Annotated in this window: 15 protein-coding genes; 10 read left to right on the top strand and 5 right to left on the bottom strand. The window is 44.6% G+C overall.

The window, feature by feature from the left end; translation table 11 throughout:
• Positions 1–83: 83 nt before the first annotated feature.
• Entirely contained in the window at positions 84–284 is a 201-nt protein-coding gene (locus AB4589_RS08945; protein WP_004735283.1) for a DUF1107 family protein, read from the bottom strand.
• A 252-nt stretch (positions 285–536) separates the two neighbouring features.
• Between AB4589_RS08945 and AB4589_RS08940 the strand changes: the two genes are divergently transcribed.
• From AB4589_RS08940 to AB4589_RS08910, 7 genes are all read left to right on the top strand, one after another.
• A complete protein-coding gene (locus AB4589_RS08940) occupies positions 537–1,088 on the top strand; it encodes a YtfJ family protein (RefSeq protein ID WP_009847759.1) in 552 nt (183 codons plus the stop codon).
• A gap of 90 nt (positions 1,089–1,178) precedes the next feature.
• Positions 1,179–1,469: a DUF2607 domain-containing protein gene (locus AB4589_RS08935; RefSeq protein WP_083784112.1), complete on the top strand. Its 291-nt coding sequence runs from the start codon at positions 1,179–1,181 to the stop codon at positions 1,467–1,469.
• 41 nt (positions 1,470–1,510) lie between these two features.
• Positions 1,511–2,326, top strand: a complete 816-nt coding sequence (locus AB4589_RS08930; protein WP_371709912.1) for a DUF2796 domain-containing protein — start codon at positions 1,511–1,513, stop codon at positions 2,324–2,326.
• Positions 2,327–2,465: 139 nt separating this feature from the next.
• Positions 2,466–3,182 (top strand): ABC transporter ATP-binding protein, encoded by a 717-nt coding sequence (locus AB4589_RS08925; protein WP_004735279.1) that lies wholly within the window; start codon positions 2,466–2,468, stop codon positions 3,180–3,182.
• Positions 3,179–4,438: an ABC transporter permease gene (locus AB4589_RS08920; protein ID WP_009847762.1), complete on the top strand. Its 1,260-nt coding sequence runs from the start codon at positions 3,179–3,181 to the stop codon at positions 4,436–4,438. The genes AB4589_RS08925 and AB4589_RS08920 overlap by 4 nt, the downstream gene beginning before the upstream one ends.
• A gap of 14 nt (positions 4,439–4,452) precedes the next feature.
• Positions 4,453–4,968, top strand: a complete 516-nt coding sequence (locus AB4589_RS08915; protein WP_009847763.1) for a DUF3299 domain-containing protein — start codon at positions 4,453–4,455, stop codon at positions 4,966–4,968.
• Positions 4,969–5,495: 527 nt separating this feature from the next.
• Positions 5,496–6,404 carry a TIGR03899 family protein gene (locus tag AB4589_RS08910; RefSeq protein WP_012604888.1) on the top strand — a complete coding sequence of 303 codons (909 nt, stop codon included), beginning with the start codon at positions 5,496–5,498 and terminating at the stop codon, positions 6,402–6,404.
• A 167-nt stretch (positions 6,405–6,571) separates the two neighbouring features.
• Here AB4589_RS08910 and cysC read toward each other — a convergent pair whose 3' ends face one another.
• From cysC to cysD, 4 genes are all read right to left on the bottom strand, one after another.
• A complete protein-coding gene (gene cysC / locus AB4589_RS08905; protein ID WP_017096581.1) occupies positions 6,572–7,192 on the bottom strand; it encodes an adenylyl-sulfate kinase in 621 nt (206 codons plus the stop codon).
• A gap of 24 nt (positions 7,193–7,216) precedes the next feature.
• Positions 7,217–8,941 (bottom strand): SLC13 family permease, encoded by a 1,725-nt coding sequence (locus AB4589_RS08900; RefSeq protein WP_009847766.1) that lies wholly within the window; start codon positions 8,939–8,941, stop codon positions 7,217–7,219.
• Between the two features lie 65 nt (positions 8,942–9,006).
• Positions 9,007–10,437 carry a sulfate adenylyltransferase subunit CysN gene (gene cysN, locus AB4589_RS08895; protein WP_372100166.1) on the bottom strand — a complete coding sequence of 477 codons (1,431 nt, stop codon included), beginning with the start codon at positions 10,435–10,437 and terminating at the stop codon, positions 9,007–9,009.
• Between the two features lie 18 nt (positions 10,438–10,455).
• Complete coding sequence (cysD, locus tag AB4589_RS08890) at positions 10,456–11,400, bottom strand: sulfate adenylyltransferase subunit CysD (protein WP_226974827.1); 945 nt, start codon at positions 11,398–11,400, stop codon at positions 10,456–10,458.
• 415 nt (positions 11,401–11,815) lie between these two features.
• Here cysD and AB4589_RS08885 point away from each other — a divergent pair, with 415 nt between their 5' ends.
• The 3 genes from AB4589_RS08885 (at position 11,816) to AB4589_RS08875 (ending at position 15,794) form a co-directional block, all read left to right on the top strand.
• Positions 11,816–13,792, top strand: a complete 1,977-nt coding sequence (locus AB4589_RS08885; RefSeq protein ID WP_372100165.1) for a bifunctional 2',3'-cyclic-nucleotide 2'-phosphodiesterase/3'-nucleotidase — start codon at positions 11,816–11,818, stop codon at positions 13,790–13,792.
• A gap of 284 nt (positions 13,793–14,076) precedes the next feature.
• Positions 14,077–14,664 (top strand): DedA family protein, encoded by a 588-nt coding sequence (locus tag AB4589_RS08880; protein ID WP_269335828.1) that lies wholly within the window; start codon positions 14,077–14,079, stop codon positions 14,662–14,664.
• Positions 14,661–15,794, top strand: coding sequence for a D-alanine--D-alanine ligase (locus AB4589_RS08875; RefSeq protein ID WP_372087118.1), 1,134 nt, complete (start codon positions 14,661–14,663; stop codon positions 15,792–15,794). Before AB4589_RS08880 ends, AB4589_RS08875 begins: the two co-directional genes overlap by 4 nt.
• Positions 15,795–15,796 lie beyond the last annotated feature (2 nt).

The following is a 15,796-nucleotide window of genomic DNA, read 5'->3' as shown; positions in this document are numbered from 1 at the left end:
TCTTAAGTGAACGGCATTATTCCGCTAGGAAGCCCTTTTTTAATGGAAATCTATTTGACGAAATGCAAATCTATAACAGTCAGTTACACCGGCAGCGCAGCAATGGTGCCGTTAACTTCTTTAAAAATCGTTAGCTTTTGTTTGTCTGAAACTTCAGGAAGAAGCACCTTGCCTTGGTCGAAGCGAAACTCTCCGATACCCTCTATAGCAAACTGGCCTTTGAACAGGACTTTAACGAAACGCGCCACCTGATGTGGACGGTAAGTAGAAAATTTTCTTAACATAATACAACCTCAATTCCATTTGAGTACTACAGCCACGTACCTGAACACCAACGTATTCAAAGCACATTAAATCGCTAATTCCTTTAGCAAACAGCAAGATAATCTATTGTTCATCTCGATATTGATGCATTATACCTTTTGGTAACAAGCCTGCAACTTATTTCTACACCGTACGATAAAAAAGTTAAAGAGGCATTTTTCAAATTTCATATTATACTTCCAGAGCAAACCAATAAGCGGAACAAAAATATAATGAAAAACAAAACTCTACTGGCTTTTTTAGCCGCAGCCTCTCCACTTTTCGCCAATGCTCATAATCTATCAGTCGGTGCAACTCTGCCTGCTGTCGATGTTAGCAACTATGGTGAAATCGTACTAAACGACGGAAATACTGGATATCAAGCTTGGGCAACCAATGATCTTCTAGGTAAAGTTCGCGTCGTTCAAGCTATTGCTGGCCGTAGCAGCTCGAAAGAGCTCAACGCACAACTGATGGCAGCAATTACAGCCTCGAAATTCGCAGAAGACAGCTACCAAACCACTACCATCATCAACCAAGATGATGCGATTTGGGGAACTGGGTCTTTTGTTAAATCGTCAGCAGAAAGTAGCAAAGAAGAATTTCCATGGTCTTCTATGGTGCTAGATGAAGACGGAACCGTAGCGTCATCATGGGCTTTAAAAGAAGAGAGCTCAGCGATTATCGTTCAAGACAAGCAAGGTAAAATATTGTTTGTTAAAGAAGGGGCATTAAACGACTCAGAAGTCACTCAAGTTATTGAGTTGATTAAAGCGAGCCTTTAATAAGATATTCGCGTCTTTTTCGAGACCTGACCAAAGGATATTGTTATATTATAACAGTATCCTTTTTTAATTCTGTGGTTAATCATCCTGATGTGGAAAAACACACCTAATAATGTGAAACGTAAAACAGGCTTCTTGCTTGGGCTGATGCTCATGTTGAGCGTGTTAGCAGCGACACATATTGTGGATATCGACCCACATCATCACTCTTCACATCACTGTGAGCTGTTTTCGATAAATCAGTTCATAACGGCGCATTCACTTCCACAGATCCCAGAGTTCCATTCGGAATTTACTGTCGCTATCACAGAGTCAGTCATTTCGTTACAGCGCCTGTATTTCGCTTATTTAGCACGTTCACCTCCTGTAAAGATTTCTTAATTACCACTACTTTTTAATTAACCTTTATTCAGGAAAAAAACATGAAACCTACTATTCTAGCCGTTGTTATCGGTATGACTGTCTCTACTAATGTTCTAGCTAACGAAGAATTCCGCTCTCACGAAGCACACGTGCACGGTAAAGTTGAGGTGAACATCGCTCAAGATGGGCAAGAACTGCTTGTTGAAGTAACAGCTCCCGGCGCTGATGTGGTTGGCTTTGAACATGCTCCAGAAACTGCTGAGCAAAAGAAAGTATTTGAACAAGCGATTGCGCAATTAAACAAGCCAGATGAGCTATTTGGTTTCAAAAATGCAAGCTGTACTCTGAAGTTCAAGTCGGTGACGAACACCTTGGAAGGCGATCATGATGACCACAAAGGCCATGACCACGCTGAACACGATCATGACGACCACAAAGGCCATGACCATGCAGAACACGATCATGACGACCACAAAGGCCATGACCACGCTGAACACGACCATGATGACCACAAAGGCCATAACCACGCTGAACACGATCATGACGACCACAAAGGCCATGATCACGCAGAACACGATCATGATGACCATGAAGGCCATGATCACGCAGAACACGACCATGATGACCACAAAGGCCATGACCATGCAGAACACGATCATGATGACCATGAAGGCCACGACCATTCAGAAGGTGGGCACGGCGAATTCACTGTCGAGTACCATTACCAATGTTCAGATATTGCGAAGCTAGATACCGTGAGCACTCAATGGTTCTCTAAGTTCAGCAACACAAAATCAATGACGGTAAACCTTCTAACTGACAGCGCTCAAATTCAAGAAGTGCTTAACGCAGATCGTATTAGTTTTCGATTCTAATTAGCATTAGATTGAATTAAACGTAGATACGCAGCCAAGTAAGTAGTCACTTACTTGGTTGTGCAAATCGGTGTGTTCTGGGAATTTATTTTTCTAATAGCTGTCCAGTAAATACACCGCTTTAATCATTGGAGCTAATATGTCTTTTGACAGTTCATCACTTGTGGTCAAACTCGAAAATATCAGCTTTCGTTGGAAGCCTGAATTACCCCCAACACTAGAGATCCCCTCACTGCATATCCAAGCCCAAGAGCACCTTTTCATCAAAGGGCCTAGTGGTTGCGGGAAATCAACATTGTTAGGGTTACTGACCGGAATCAACCAAGCTGAACAAGGCGAAGTATCTATCCTTGGCCAAGACCTCACACAGCTAACACCTCGTCAGAGGGACAAGTTCAGAGCCGATCATATTGGCTATATATTCCAACAATTTAATCTGCTTCCTTACTTGTCAGTGATCGACAACGTGACGCTTCCTTGTCAGTTTTCTAAGATTCGTAAGCAGCAAGTCACTGAAAGTCAGAACAGCCTGCAAGCAACCGCTCAAGAGTTGTTACTACGATTAAAGCTACCTCAAGCTCTAATGGACAAGCCTGTTACCGAATTGAGCATTGGTCAACAACAACGTGTTGCTGCCGCTCGTGCTTTGATCGGCCAACCGAAAATCATTATTGCCGACGAGCCAACCTCGGCTTTGGATCATGACAACCGAGAAGCCTTCATCGAATTGTTACTAGAGCAAGCAAATCAAGCCGGGTCTACTCTGATATTTGTCAGTCACGATCCAACATTAGAAAAGCTATTCACTCGAACCATAGATTTAAAAACCGTTAACCAAGCTAAGGTTGTCGTATGAAAGTAATTACTCACTTAGCCCTAAAAAGCGTACTCAACCGTAAAGCCACCGCTATTCTGACGATTCTCACCGTGGCAGTGTCAGTGATTCTATTACTCGGTGTTGAACGTGTAAGAACCGAAGCAAAAAGCAGTTTTGCTAATACGATTTCAGGTACCGACCTTATTGTTGGTGGCCGCTCTGGTCAGGTAAACCTACTGCTTTATTCGGTATTTAGAATTGGTAATGCAACCAACAACATCGACTGGAAAAGCTATCAAGAATTTAGCCAGCATAATGCTGTAAAGTGGGCGATACCCATCTCATTGGGAGATTCACATAAAGGCTTTCGTGTAATGGGCACGAACCATAGTTACTTTGATAATTATCGCTATGGAAGTAAGCAACCACTTACTTTTCAGCAAGGTAAAGAGTTTAATCAGCTATTTGATGTCGTGATTGGTGCCGATGTCGCGAAGAAGTTAGATTACAAGATTGGTGATCACATCATTCTGGCGCACGGTATCAGTGATGTCGCCTTCAGTCGCCACGACAACCTGCCTTTCACCATTGTAGGAATACTCGCGCCAACCGGCACACCAGTAGATAAAACGGTGCATGTCTCGTTAGAGGCCATTGAAGCGATTCACGTTGGTTGGGAATCGGGGGCTAACCTAGGCCACACACCGAATGCTGAAGCGCTAAAGCAACGTGACTTCCAACCAAAGCAGATTACCGCGATGATGGTTGGCCTTAAATCGAAGATCCAAACCTTTGCACTGCAACGAGAAATCAATAACTACCGCCAAGAACCTTTGAGCGCCATTATGCCAGGCATTGCGCTTCACGAATTGTGGGGAATGATGGCCGTAGCAGAGCAAGCACTACTGATTGTTTCAGGGTTTGTGGTAATCGCGGGACTGTTAGGGATGCTGAGTAGTCTACTCACTAGCTTGCAAGAAAGACGTCGAGAGATGGCCATTCTGCGCGCGATGGGAGCAAGGCCTCGTCATGTGTTCGGTTTACTGATCAGTGAAGCAAGTGCCCTAACCTTCCTCGGTATCACATTGGGTGTTGCCGTGTTGTTTGCGCTAATCGCAGTAGTTGCTCCTATTGTGCAACAAAGTTATGGTATCAACATATCGGTATCCGCAATCACACCCCATGAGTGGAAACTGCTTATGTTGGTGCAAGTTGCCGGAATCATTATTGGCTTTATTCCCGCTTTCAGAGCTTACCGTCAGTCATTGTCTGATGGCATGACTATCCGAATCTAAAATAGGAACCTACGATGCAACGCAAATTCCTACTGATACTTGGGTTACTTATGTTCCCATTTATCAGCACAGCTCACGCTGAAACCACTCAGACTGACGAATCGGTATTAACACTCGATTGGATTGACTTGATTCCAGAGTCAGAGCGAGCACAACTCGACTCATTTGGTATGCCTATGGTTAACCACGACAGTATGGACAAACCTCAACAATCGACACTTGGCGCTGTTCGCCCAGAGCTGAATGGCAGCACAGTCAAGATTCCTGGCTTTGTGATTCCATTGGAAGGCGATGAGAACATGATCACTGAGTTTCTGTTAGTACCGTACTTTGGCGCATGTATCCACGTACCGCCACCGCCGCCGAACCAAATCATCTACGTGAAGTTCCCACAAGGCGCTCCAATCCAGCAGCTATGGGATGTGATTTATTTAGTAGGTACACTAAAAACCGAGTCAATAAGCCACGACTTAGCTCAAACCGGTTATCTTATTGAAGGTACTGCGATTGAAGAATATGACGACATGTAGTCATTAGAAGGGTGGCTCAAGGATGAGCTGCCGTCACTGAACGAGTGAGATCATTCAATAACAGTTTAATAACGATAATTTTATTCTAAATTATGCGATGTAATTAGACAAGTACGCTAGAACAGCGACATAAGTAGCGAGTAATAACCCTATACTAAGCTGTTTCTTCAGCTTGTTATCATTGACTTGATTCATAACTCCTCCTTGAGAATTACAACAAATTTAACATTTTATTATCATTAGCAAAAGTAAAATTTTGTTGAAACCTTCAACTCTGCACGCAAAATCTAGCCACCAATAAGATAAAGAGTTACATTTTAGACAGTTATACCAATCACAATAAGTAAGTGTTCAGAAATAGCGTAGGAAAAAGGCTTGAGAACAAGGAAGCTCTTTTCAATAAATAGTTTTGATAAGTAGTTATTCTACAATCAAAAATTCTAACGCTGTTATCGAGCGTTTTAACAAGCTAGAGCGAGCAATTATTTACTACGATTGGTATTGAGTCGTCTCCTAACGGTACTCTTATGTCAGAAACCAAACAGCCAGTGATCATTGAGCATGCTAGCGATACACAGCAAAAGCATGAGAAAAAGCCTCATATTGCCGATAGTGCAAGCAGAATGCGGCACATCGCACAAAGCTTCGGCCTCGATTCCTTAATTAGTCATAGTGCAAAGCCAAACGATAAAGCTGAGAGTACGCTTATCGAACGGGCACTATTACGAGAGAAAAAACGTAGAGAACTTCGCCAAAAGAACCTAGAACAGATTCTAAAGTTGGCACACTCTTCATGTAAGGATGAAGCGGCTGGAGACCCTGATCAGGACTGGCTATACCGTTTCTTCGATATGGCACAAGAGATCCACAATACATCGATGCAGAGGCTGTGGGCTCAAGTACTGAAACGAGAAGTCACCAACCCAGGCTCGACGTCGATGAAAGCGCTGCAGATCTTAAAAGACATGACACCAAAAGAAGCGCTCACCCTGCAAAGAGCAGCGTCACTGGGTTGTAGCTTTGGTAGCGATAACAGCAGAAAACTGTTGCTCGGCTTTAAATCCCATGCTGGAATCTTCAGCTTTGGTAAAAGGGACACCACCAACACCATCAATCTTGGTGGACACAACCTTCCCTACTCTAGCTTGCTCCACTTGATTGAACTCGGGATTATTCTGGGCACAGAATTAGAATCTGGAGAGATTGATTTCGATCCAGCTCTGCACTTAACTTATCAAGGTAAGGGCATGTCACTGGCACCATTATCAAAAGGGGTGAAGCTGATTTACTACCGATTCAGCCCAACAGGCAATGAGCTTTGCAACTTACTTGGCAACAAGCCTAACACGCAGTATTACGACCAACTGATTGCGCTATTGAGCCAAAAGTTTACGGTTCAAACAGAAGTTAAAAGCAGTGTGAACTACACCGTCTAGACAATCGATACTGTAAAAAATAGACGGTGTACGCTGTGAAGAGTATTGATAAGAGTGAAGAGAATCTAGAGGATAAGGTTCTTGTCTCGGAAAACCAAGGCTGCACTATTTATCCGTAGTGAATTAAGCAGATAAACAGGAGAGTAGCCTTAGTCATACCAGCGATCTCAATTGGATAAAATATTACGCTTCTCTAAAGCATCAATACACAATTCGACCAGTTCATCGAGTGTCTTTTCGCCCGCAGGAAGATCTATCTCAGGATGCTTAGGCGCTTCGTACACTGAACTAATACCAGTAAAGTTCGGGATGTCTCCAGCGCGTGCTTTTTTATACAGACCTTTCGGGTCTCGCTGCTCACACACCTCAAGTGGTGTGTTTACAAATACCTCAAGAAACTCACCTTCCGGCAATAAGTCTCGCACCAACTGTCTTTCAGCTTGATGTGGGGAAATAAACGCTGACAAGACGATCAAACCCGCATCCGCCATCAATTTAGCGAGCTCACCAATACGACGAATATTCTCTCGACGGTCTTGCTCTGAGAAGCCAAGGTCGCTACATAACCCATGACGGACATTGTCGCCATCCAATAAGTAAGTATGGTAACCAAGTTGGGCTAAGCGGTTTTCTAATGCTCCAGCAACTGTTGATTTCCCTGAACCAGATAATCCAGTGAACCAGAGCACAGCTGGTTTCTGTGATTTCAGATCCGCACGAAATGTTTTATCAATCGAATGTTGATGCCACACAACATTCTCATCTTTTGGTTTGAGTACTGCGGTCATAATTAGTCCTTTAAATAAACAGCATTAAAATGGGAAAAAGTAAGGAATCAGGGTCAGCACCAAGCCCGAATAGACAATCGAGATTGGGATGCCGATACGTAGATAATCCGTGAGATGGTAATTACCTACGCTATAAACAAGTAAATTAGTTTGGTAGCCGTATGGCGAAATAAAACTGGCACTGGCACCAAATAGAACCGCCATAATGAATGGCATAGGGTCAACGCCATAGCCGATAGCCATGCTATAGCCGATTGGGAAAGAGAGTGCTGCGGCCGCATTATTGGTAACCAGTTCTGTTAGAACCAAGGTCATAAAATAGGTCGCGACTAACGCACCAAACACGCCCCAGCCATTAAAGGCTTCCATAAACATCAGCCCCATACGCTCAGACAGCCCAGATGAAATCATCAGTTGAGCAATAGACAGAGCGGAGCCAACGATCACCACAATATCAACCGGAAAACGGCGACGGAGTTCACCCAGTTGCACCACACCAAAGGCCACCAGCAACAGTAAGAAACCAGCCAGCCCTTTGATAATCGGCACGACTTCAGCAAGGGCTAGACCAATCACACTGGCAAAACCGAGCAATACAAACGTCGATTTATCGGCATCAAGCTTGGCACTCGAGTCCAAGTCATTCATCAACACAAACTCTTTGTTGTGTTGCTGGCGCTGTTCTTCAAAGCGTTTACCGGGAACCAAAATCAAGGTATCACCAGCGGTCAATGTGATATTCCCTAGCCCACCTTCAAGGCGCTCATGGCCACGACGAATAGCAACTACAACTGCATCGAAACGGTCTCTAAACTGGCTTGTTTTGAGGGTTTTATTACAGAAGCTTGCCGACGAACTCACCACCACTTCAACAAAGCTCTGGCCGTTAAGGTGATGCTGGCCAAACAGGGTCAACCCTTGAATTTCTTGTAGTGTCGCTACGCTTTCAACGTCGCCACAAAACAGCAACCGGTCACGAGCTTGAAGAATAAAATCAGGGTCAATCGAAGCCGTGGTCTTACCGTCGCGAATCACTTCGGCTAAGAACAATTTTCTCAAAGCTCTGAGATTATTTTCGCTAACACTGCGGCCAACTAACGGTGAGCCAGGTTCAACTCGCGCCTCTAGAAAGTAAGGCAGATCGTCCTGCGACCCATCATCGTAGCTTGGTAAGAAGTAACTCAGAGGGATAAGAATCAAAACACCACCCACCAAGACCGCTAAACCGATCAAGGTTGGTGTGAAAAAGTTTAAGCTTGGCAATCCCGCATCTTCAACAAAACTATTGATGATCAAATTGGTTGAAGTGCCGATCAATGTCAGGGTTCCGCCTAAAATGGCAGCGTATGACAAAGGGATAAGTAACTTAGATGGCGCGTGCTGTTGATTGCGTTTGATCGCACCGATCAAAGAGACAACCACCGCTGTGTTATTAGTAAAAGAAGAAAGTAGCGCTGTGGAAATACCCAACTTCGCAACCACGGTACCTAGCCTACCTTCAGAGATATTGCGGCTAACCCAGCTGATTAAGCGAGTTTTCTCCAACGCACTTGATGCGAGGATCAGAAGAATTAAAGTCAGTAACGAGGAGTTAGTGAAGTTATTGGCTAGGCTCGACAAGTCGATCATACCAGCCATAAAAGCAATAAAAGCCGCGCCAGCAAAGATAAAGCTTGGCTTAATACGGGTAACGAGCAGGCAAGTAATGATGCCGAGCAAAATCGCTAATACAAATCCTTGTTGCCACATATACCCGTCCTTTATGGCGGAAACAATCGGTTTCCGCCTGATTCAATAAGCTGTTACTTGGTCGTTTATGACTTCAGTAATTGGCTTAGATCTTTGGCATCCCAATGAGGGAAGTGCTTACGAACTAGAGCGTTGAACTCAAGTTCAAATGCAGAGAAGTTACCGACTTGCAGTTCAACAGAGTCCAAACGGTCTCGAATCAAACCAACACCAACCGTCACGTTGGTTAGACGGTCGATAACGATGAAGCCACCGGTATCGGCACTTTCACGGTATTTATCCAATGCGACAGTCTCGTTCAGTGACCATTCACACAAGCCAATACCATTCAGTGGCAACTCATCGACAGCGTGGGTCGACAGGTTGTTGATGTCATACTGGTGACGAACCGTTTCAACCTGACCGACGGTTTTCTTGCCTGCGATTTTGATGTCGTAAGCTTTACCCGGTTGCAGTGGTTGTTCTGTCATCCACACGATGTCTGCCAATACATGGTTGGTTGATTCAATCTGTGCATTTTCTAGCACAATCAAATCACCACGGCTGATATCGATTTCATCTTCAAGAGTCAGTGTTACCGCCAAACCCGCTTGTGCTGATTCAAGTTCACCATCAAAGGTCACAATGCTTGCCACCTTAGAAGTTTTACCTGAAGGCAACGCCTTGATTTCATCACCGACGCTGACACGACCAGAAGCCACGGTGCCAGCAAAGCCACGGAAATCTAAGTTAGGACGATTGACATACTGCACAGGGAAACGGAATTCGCCCGCAGAACGTTTTTGGTCAATGTCTACGTTCTCTAGCACTTCTAATAGAGACGGACCTTCGAACCATGTAAGCTCTTTGCTTGGCGCAGCAACGTTAATGCCTTCAAGCGCGGAAACCGGCAGAATTTGAATGTTAGTTTCGCCTTCTAGGTTTTCAGCAAACTCTAGATACTGATCGCGAATCTCCTCAAAACGATCTTGCGAGTACTCGACGAGATCCATTTTGTTGACTGCGACGATGAAATGCTTCAAACCAAGCAGGTTAGAAATAAACGAGTGACGACGTGTTTGATCCAGTACACCCTTACGAGCATCAATCAAGATCACAGCCAGATCACACGTTGAAGCGCCTGTTGCCATATTACGCGTGTACTGCTCATGCCCTGGGGTATCAGCAATAATGAATTTACGTTTTTGAGTCGAGAAGTAGCGATAAGCCACATCGATCGTTATGCCTTGCTCACGCTCAGCCTGTAAACCATCAACAAGCAATGCCAAGTCAGGTTTCTCACCTGTGGTACCCACTCGTTGGCTATCAGAGTGAACCGCTGCTAACTGATCTTCATAAATCTGTTTTGTATCATGGAGCAAGCGACCGATTAAGGTACTTTTACCGTCGTCTACCGAGCCACAAGTTAAAAATCTAAGCATAGATTTATGCTGATGCTGACTTAGATAACCTTCAATCCCTAGTTCAGCCAATTCGGCTTCTACTGCACTATTCATTTTTCTTTCCTTAGATTCTTAGAAATAACCTTGGCGCTTTTTCAGCTCCATAGAGCCCGACTGATCATGGTCAATCGCTCGACCTTGACGCTCACTGGACGTCGCCACCAGCATCTCTTCAATAATACCTGTTAGCGTATTCGCCTCAGATTCAACGGCTCCGGTTAGTGGGTAACATCCCAAAGTACGGAAGCGAACGCTTTTCTCTTCAATCACTTCACCTTCTTGCAGTTCCATACGGTCATCATCAACCATGATCAGCATGCCATCACGCTCAACCACAGGACGTTTATCAGATAGGTAAAGAGGAACAATATCGATGCTCTCTAGGTAGATGTATTGCCAGATATCAAGCTCAGTCCAGTTAGATAGTGGGAAGACACGAATGCTTTCGCCCTTATTAACCTGACCGTTGTAGGTGTGCCAAAGCTCTGGACGCTGGTTTTTTGGATCCCATGTATGGTTCTTATCGCGGAAAGAATAAACACGCTCTTTTGCTCGAGATTTTTCTTCATCACGACGCGCACCACCAAAAGCGGCATCGAACCCGTACTTGTTTAACGCCTGCTTAAGGCCTTGAGTTTTCATGATGTCAGTGTGCTTAGAAGAGCCATGTACGAATGGGCTACACCCCATCTCAATACCTTCTGGGTTCTTATGTACTAAAAGGTCAAAGCCGTACTTTTTAGCCGTACGATCACGAAACTCAATCATCTCGCGAAATTTCCAATCCGTATCCACGTGCAATAGTGGGAATGGAATCTTGCCTGGATAAAACGCTTTGCGAGCTAAATGAAGCATCACAGAAGAATCTTTACCGATGGAGTACATCATCACTGGGTTATCAAACTCAGCAGCAACTTCACGGATAATATGAATACTTTCCGCTTCAAGCTGTTTTAGGTGGGTTAAACGTTCTTGGTCCATTTCAGTGCTTCCTTTAAGGCTCGCAGTACGAGCAATTCATTACTTGGTCTTGCCAAGCAAGGGATTTAACTCATCCACTTGAGTGAATGGGAGTATTGGCACTAGAAGAAAACAGAAGCTTCGTTTTGAGCTATCCTTGCTATTCATCTGCCTGATACGTCCTTGATATAGGCATTATGACGAGCCTCTCATATTACTGGAAATTCTAAAATTTCATTTTTTATTCGAAAAGCTGATAAGGGATGAGATTCATCGATAAATAGGTGAAATGAATGGGCTAATATTATCGATATCAGTTGCGCATCGATTGAGCAGCTTTGGGAGGCGCCTTGCAGAACACTATAAAGTAATCGATCTAAGTCACGAATTAACATTCGTTGTAATCATTGTTTCATTCCATTTTGTTACATTACGCAACGAATTTTCTACTAATCCACTTTGGAGCTCCAAAATGAAAGTTGCAATGAAACCTTTGTCATTGGCTGTACTTGCTGGTCTTGGTCTGACTTTAGCAGGCTGCACAACAACACCAGATACCGATGAAGTGATTAAATTACGTGTCGTAGAAACGACGGATATCCATACCAACCTAATGGATTACGACTACTACAAAGACAAGCCGTCGAAAAAAATCGGCTTAGCACGTACTGCAACTCTAGTAAAAGAAGCTCAAAGCGAAGTAACCAACAGCGTATTAGTTGATAACGGTGACTTGCTGCAAGGTAGCCCGATGGGTGACTATATGGCAGACAAAGGCATCGAGGCTGGCGAAGTTCACCCTGCATATAAAGCAATGAACCAACTAAGCTACGACGCTGCAAACCTAGGTAACCACGAATTCAACTACGGTCTTGAGTTCCTAGAAGAATCTATTAACGACGCTGATTTCCCGTACATCAGTGCTAACGTTTACGACGCAGAAACCAAAGAACACTACTTCACGCCATACATCATCAAGACGCACACCTTTGAAAATACTGCTGGCGTAGAACATGAAGTAAAAGTGGGTTACATCGGTTTTGTTCCACCACAAATCATGACGTGGGATAAGAAGAACCTTGAAGGCAAAGTGATCGCTCGCGATATCATTGAGACAGCTAACGAGTTAGTGCCTCAAATGAAAGCGGAAGGCGCTGAAGTAATCGTTGCTATCCCTCACTCAGGCGTATCAACTGACCCGTACAAAAATGGCGAAGAGAACTCAACGTTCTACCTATCTGAAGTAGACGGCATTGATGCAATCGCATTTGGTCACTCTCACGCAGTATTCCCAGGAAAAGGTTTTGATGACATTCAAGGCATCAACAACGAAACGGGCACAATGAACGGCGTTGCGGCAGTAATGCCAGGCCGCTGGGGTAGCCACGTTGGTGTTATGGATCTAACACTTGCACAAAAAGACGGTAAGTGGGAAGTCGTTAAAGGCCAATCAGAAGCACGCCCAATCTACGACAAGGTAGAAAAGAAATCTCTTGCAGCTGCTGATGAAGGCATCGTTTCTGCACTAGAAAAAGACCACGCAGGTACTCGTGAGTTTGTTAACCAACCGATTGGTAAAGCAGACGATGTGATGTACAGCTTCTTGTCTCTAGTACAAGACGATCCAACTGTTCAAATCGTGAACCTTGCGCAAAAAGATTACGTTGAGCAGTTCATCCAAGGTGATCCAGACTTAGATGGCACACCTGTACTTTCAGCAGCTGCACCATTCAAAGCAGGCGGCCGTAAGAATGACCCAGCGAACTTCACTGAAGTTGAATCTGGTCAACTGACATTCCGTAACGCGGCTGACTTATACCTTTACCCGAACACGCTAGTTGCAATGAAGGTAACAGGCCACGAAGTAAAAGAGTGGCTTGAGTGTTCTGCTGGTCAATTCCAACAAATAGATGTTAATTCGACCGCACCACAGCAGTTGGTTGAATGGGACGGCTTCCGCACTTACAACTTTGATGTCATCGATGGCGTTGAGTACCAAATCGATGTTACACAACCAGCAAAATACGATGGTAACTGTAAAGTTATTAATGAAGGCTCTGAGCGTATCGTAGGTCTAACTTACCAAGGTAAGCCAATCGACGTGAAGCAAGACTTCCTGATCGCAACCAACAACTACCGAGCATACAGCAATAAGTTCCCAGGTACGGGTGAAGACTTCATCGCATTTGATGCACCAGATGAGAACCGTACTGTTCTAGCAAACTACATCTCTCGAGTGAGCAAAGAGCAAGGTCAAGTGAGCCCAACGGCTGATAACAACTGGTCATTTGCGCCAATCAAAACGGATAAAAAGCTAGATATCCGCTTTGAAACATCTCCAAGCGACAAAGCGGCAGAGTTCATCAAAGAAAAGGGGCAATACCCGATGAAACGTGTTGCGACTGACGATGTTGGTTTTGCTGTTTACCAGATTGACCTAACTAAATAGATTACCTTGTAATCCATAGTTAACGTTCTGAAAGGCTGAGTTTAACGACTCAGCCTTTTTCTTTTGTTATTTATAAACCAAATCCACTGCCCTACTTTTCTCACCGTAAACGCCCGCTAATTCAATACCCAAACAGCGCGACTCAAACCGCCAATAAAATCAATCAAATATAAAAAAGCAGCAATCGCCTGTAAGTTTTTCTCCGCTCCTCCTGTCTATTTAATTTACTACACTCAATGAATGGTCATTAAGCCATTCATCTATGGGATAGATAAGGACATTTGATGAGCACCGTCGAGAGCATTCAAGCATGGTTAAATACGGGAGAGGAATCGCTGCTATGGCTGATGCTTGGCATTATCGCGCTTTCTTACTTGCTTGAAGATCTGGCGATTGTTACAGCGGCAGGTTTAGCAACTCAAGGACTCATGCTTCCTCAATATGCGTTGCTTGCCATTTTCATCGGCATTGCCACAGGAGATATCGGCCTCTATTACCTAGGTAAATCAGGACGTTATTTCCGAGGCGTTCGTTACAAAGCCCTCACCAACCGATACTTTCGTGCACTTCGCACTAAATTACGTCAAAACGCTTTCAGCAGTCTTTTTGTCATCCGCTTTATTCCCGGACTTCGTACCGTCGGTTTTACCTTAAGTGGCTTTTTCGCAATCCCACTGCCTACTTTCTTGTTTGCCGTTATTAGTGCCACTGCGCTCTGGACCGGCATTGTCTTCTCTGCCATCTACTATTTAGGGACATCAGCGTGGCTGCAAGCCTCTGAATATCAATGGATCATCATCCCGTGTGCCATCGCTTTGCTGTTTATCGGCAATCGATTAATGAATAGAACCTACTCTAGAGGATTATCATGAGTTCACCGCAAGATATTCGCATCATTCCAGCACATCAAATAAATGCAGGCATGCCCTTGCTTGAAAAAGATACCGTGCGCAGTGTCTCTCCTTATGAGTTTCTTCCAACTTGGTTCTTCTACACGCCAGTGGTGATTCAAAGCCTGATGCAAGGGTTACGGCACTTTGACTGGGCGCTGCCGCTCATCGCCAACCCGAGTATTAAGTTAAGCGGCATGGTAGGCGAATCAAAACACGAGATACTGAGCCTTGCTGGATCATCGAGTCAGCGTTGGATCTCTCCGTTTATCACCTTAACCAAAACGGATCTTAGCAGTAAGAAACAAGCCGAAGATGCGCGCAGCGCACTCATACAATCAGATCTCGATTTCCCCATTGTGGCCAAACCGGATCTTGGCTGTCGAGGTGTTGGCGTTAAGCTGATCAACACACAAGATCAACTTGAGCAGTATGTTGAGTCTTTCCCAAATAATGCTCGCTTTCTATTGCAAGAAAAGGCGCCTTATCAAGCCGAAGCGGGTGTTTTCTATGTTCGCTACCCAAATAAAAAGCAAGGCGAGATCATCTCGATCACACTCAAATACGCACCAATGGTGGTGGGCGATGGCAGCTCGACACTCAAACAGTTAATTGAAAATAGCCCGCGTGCTGGGCAGCTTAGTCACCTCTATCTACCGAGACATGAAGATAAATTGGATCAAGTGCTCACAGAGGGCGAAGAGTTCCAACTCGCGTTTGCAGGTAGCCATAGCCGTGGCTGTATCTTCCGAGACGGCAACCAATACATCACTCAGGCTTTAACCGAACGCTTAGATGAGATATTCGACGACTTCGATGGCTTTCACTTTGGACGACTCGACGTCAAATTCAAGGACATGAACAGCCTAATGAACGGCGAGGACTTCACGATCCTTGAGGTCAATGGCGCAAGCAGTGAGGCCGGGCACATCTGGGATCGCAACACACCGCTGCGAGAGATATTTTCGACGCTACTCCTGCAATACCGCATTCTTTTTGATATTGGCGCTCAACAAAAACAAAGAGGACACCAGCCTCCTTCTTTTAAGAGCTTATTTAACGCGTGGCAAGAAGAGCGACGTCTTGTTCAACAATATCCGACCACCGATTAACT

It is taken from the genome of Vibrio sp. 10N.222.49.A3, from assembly GCF_041475145.1.
GTDB lineage: Bacteria > Pseudomonadota > Gammaproteobacteria > Enterobacterales > Vibrionaceae > Vibrio > Vibrio tasmaniensis_A.
This window is presented reverse-complemented; position numbering and strand designations above follow the sequence as displayed.

Coding starts and splice junctions, on each gene's coding strand:
- AB4589_RS08945 (WP_004735283.1), bottom strand. CDS start 284: ATGTTAAGAAAATTTTCTACTTACCGTCCACATCAGGTGGCGCGTTTC.
- AB4589_RS08940 (WP_009847759.1), top strand. CDS start 537: ATGAAAAACAAAACTCTACTGGCTTTTTTAGCCGCAGCCTCTCCACTT.
- AB4589_RS08935 (WP_083784112.1), top strand. CDS start 1,179: ATGTGGAAAAACACACCTAATAATGTGAAACGTAAAACAGGCTTCTTG.
- AB4589_RS08930 (WP_371709912.1), top strand. CDS start 1,511: ATGAAACCTACTATTCTAGCCGTTGTTATCGGTATGACTGTCTCTACT.
- AB4589_RS08925 (WP_004735279.1), top strand. CDS start 2,466: ATGTCTTTTGACAGTTCATCACTTGTGGTCAAACTCGAAAATATCAGC.
- AB4589_RS08920 (WP_009847762.1), top strand. CDS start 3,179: ATGAAAGTAATTACTCACTTAGCCCTAAAAAGCGTACTCAACCGTAAA.
- AB4589_RS08915 (WP_009847763.1), top strand. CDS start 4,453: ATGCAACGCAAATTCCTACTGATACTTGGGTTACTTATGTTCCCATTT.
- AB4589_RS08910 (WP_012604888.1), top strand. CDS start 5,496: ATGTCAGAAACCAAACAGCCAGTGATCATTGAGCATGCTAGCGATACA.
- cysC (WP_017096581.1), bottom strand. CDS start 7,192: ATGACCGCAGTACTCAAACCAAAAGATGAGAATGTTGTGTGGCATCAA.
- AB4589_RS08900 (WP_009847766.1), bottom strand. CDS start 8,941: ATGTGGCAACAAGGATTTGTATTAGCGATTTTGCTCGGCATCATTACT.
- cysN (WP_372100166.1), bottom strand. CDS start 10,437: ATGAATAGTGCAGTAGAAGCCGAATTGGCTGAACTAGGGATTGAAGGT.
- AB4589_RS08885 (WP_372100165.1), top strand. CDS start 11,816: ATGAAAGTTGCAATGAAACCTTTGTCATTGGCTGTACTTGCTGGTCTT.
- AB4589_RS08880 (WP_269335828.1), top strand. CDS start 14,077: ATGAGCACCGTCGAGAGCATTCAAGCATGGTTAAATACGGGAGAGGAA.
- AB4589_RS08875 (WP_372087118.1), top strand. CDS start 14,661: ATGAGTTCACCGCAAGATATTCGCATCATTCCAGCACATCAAATAAAT.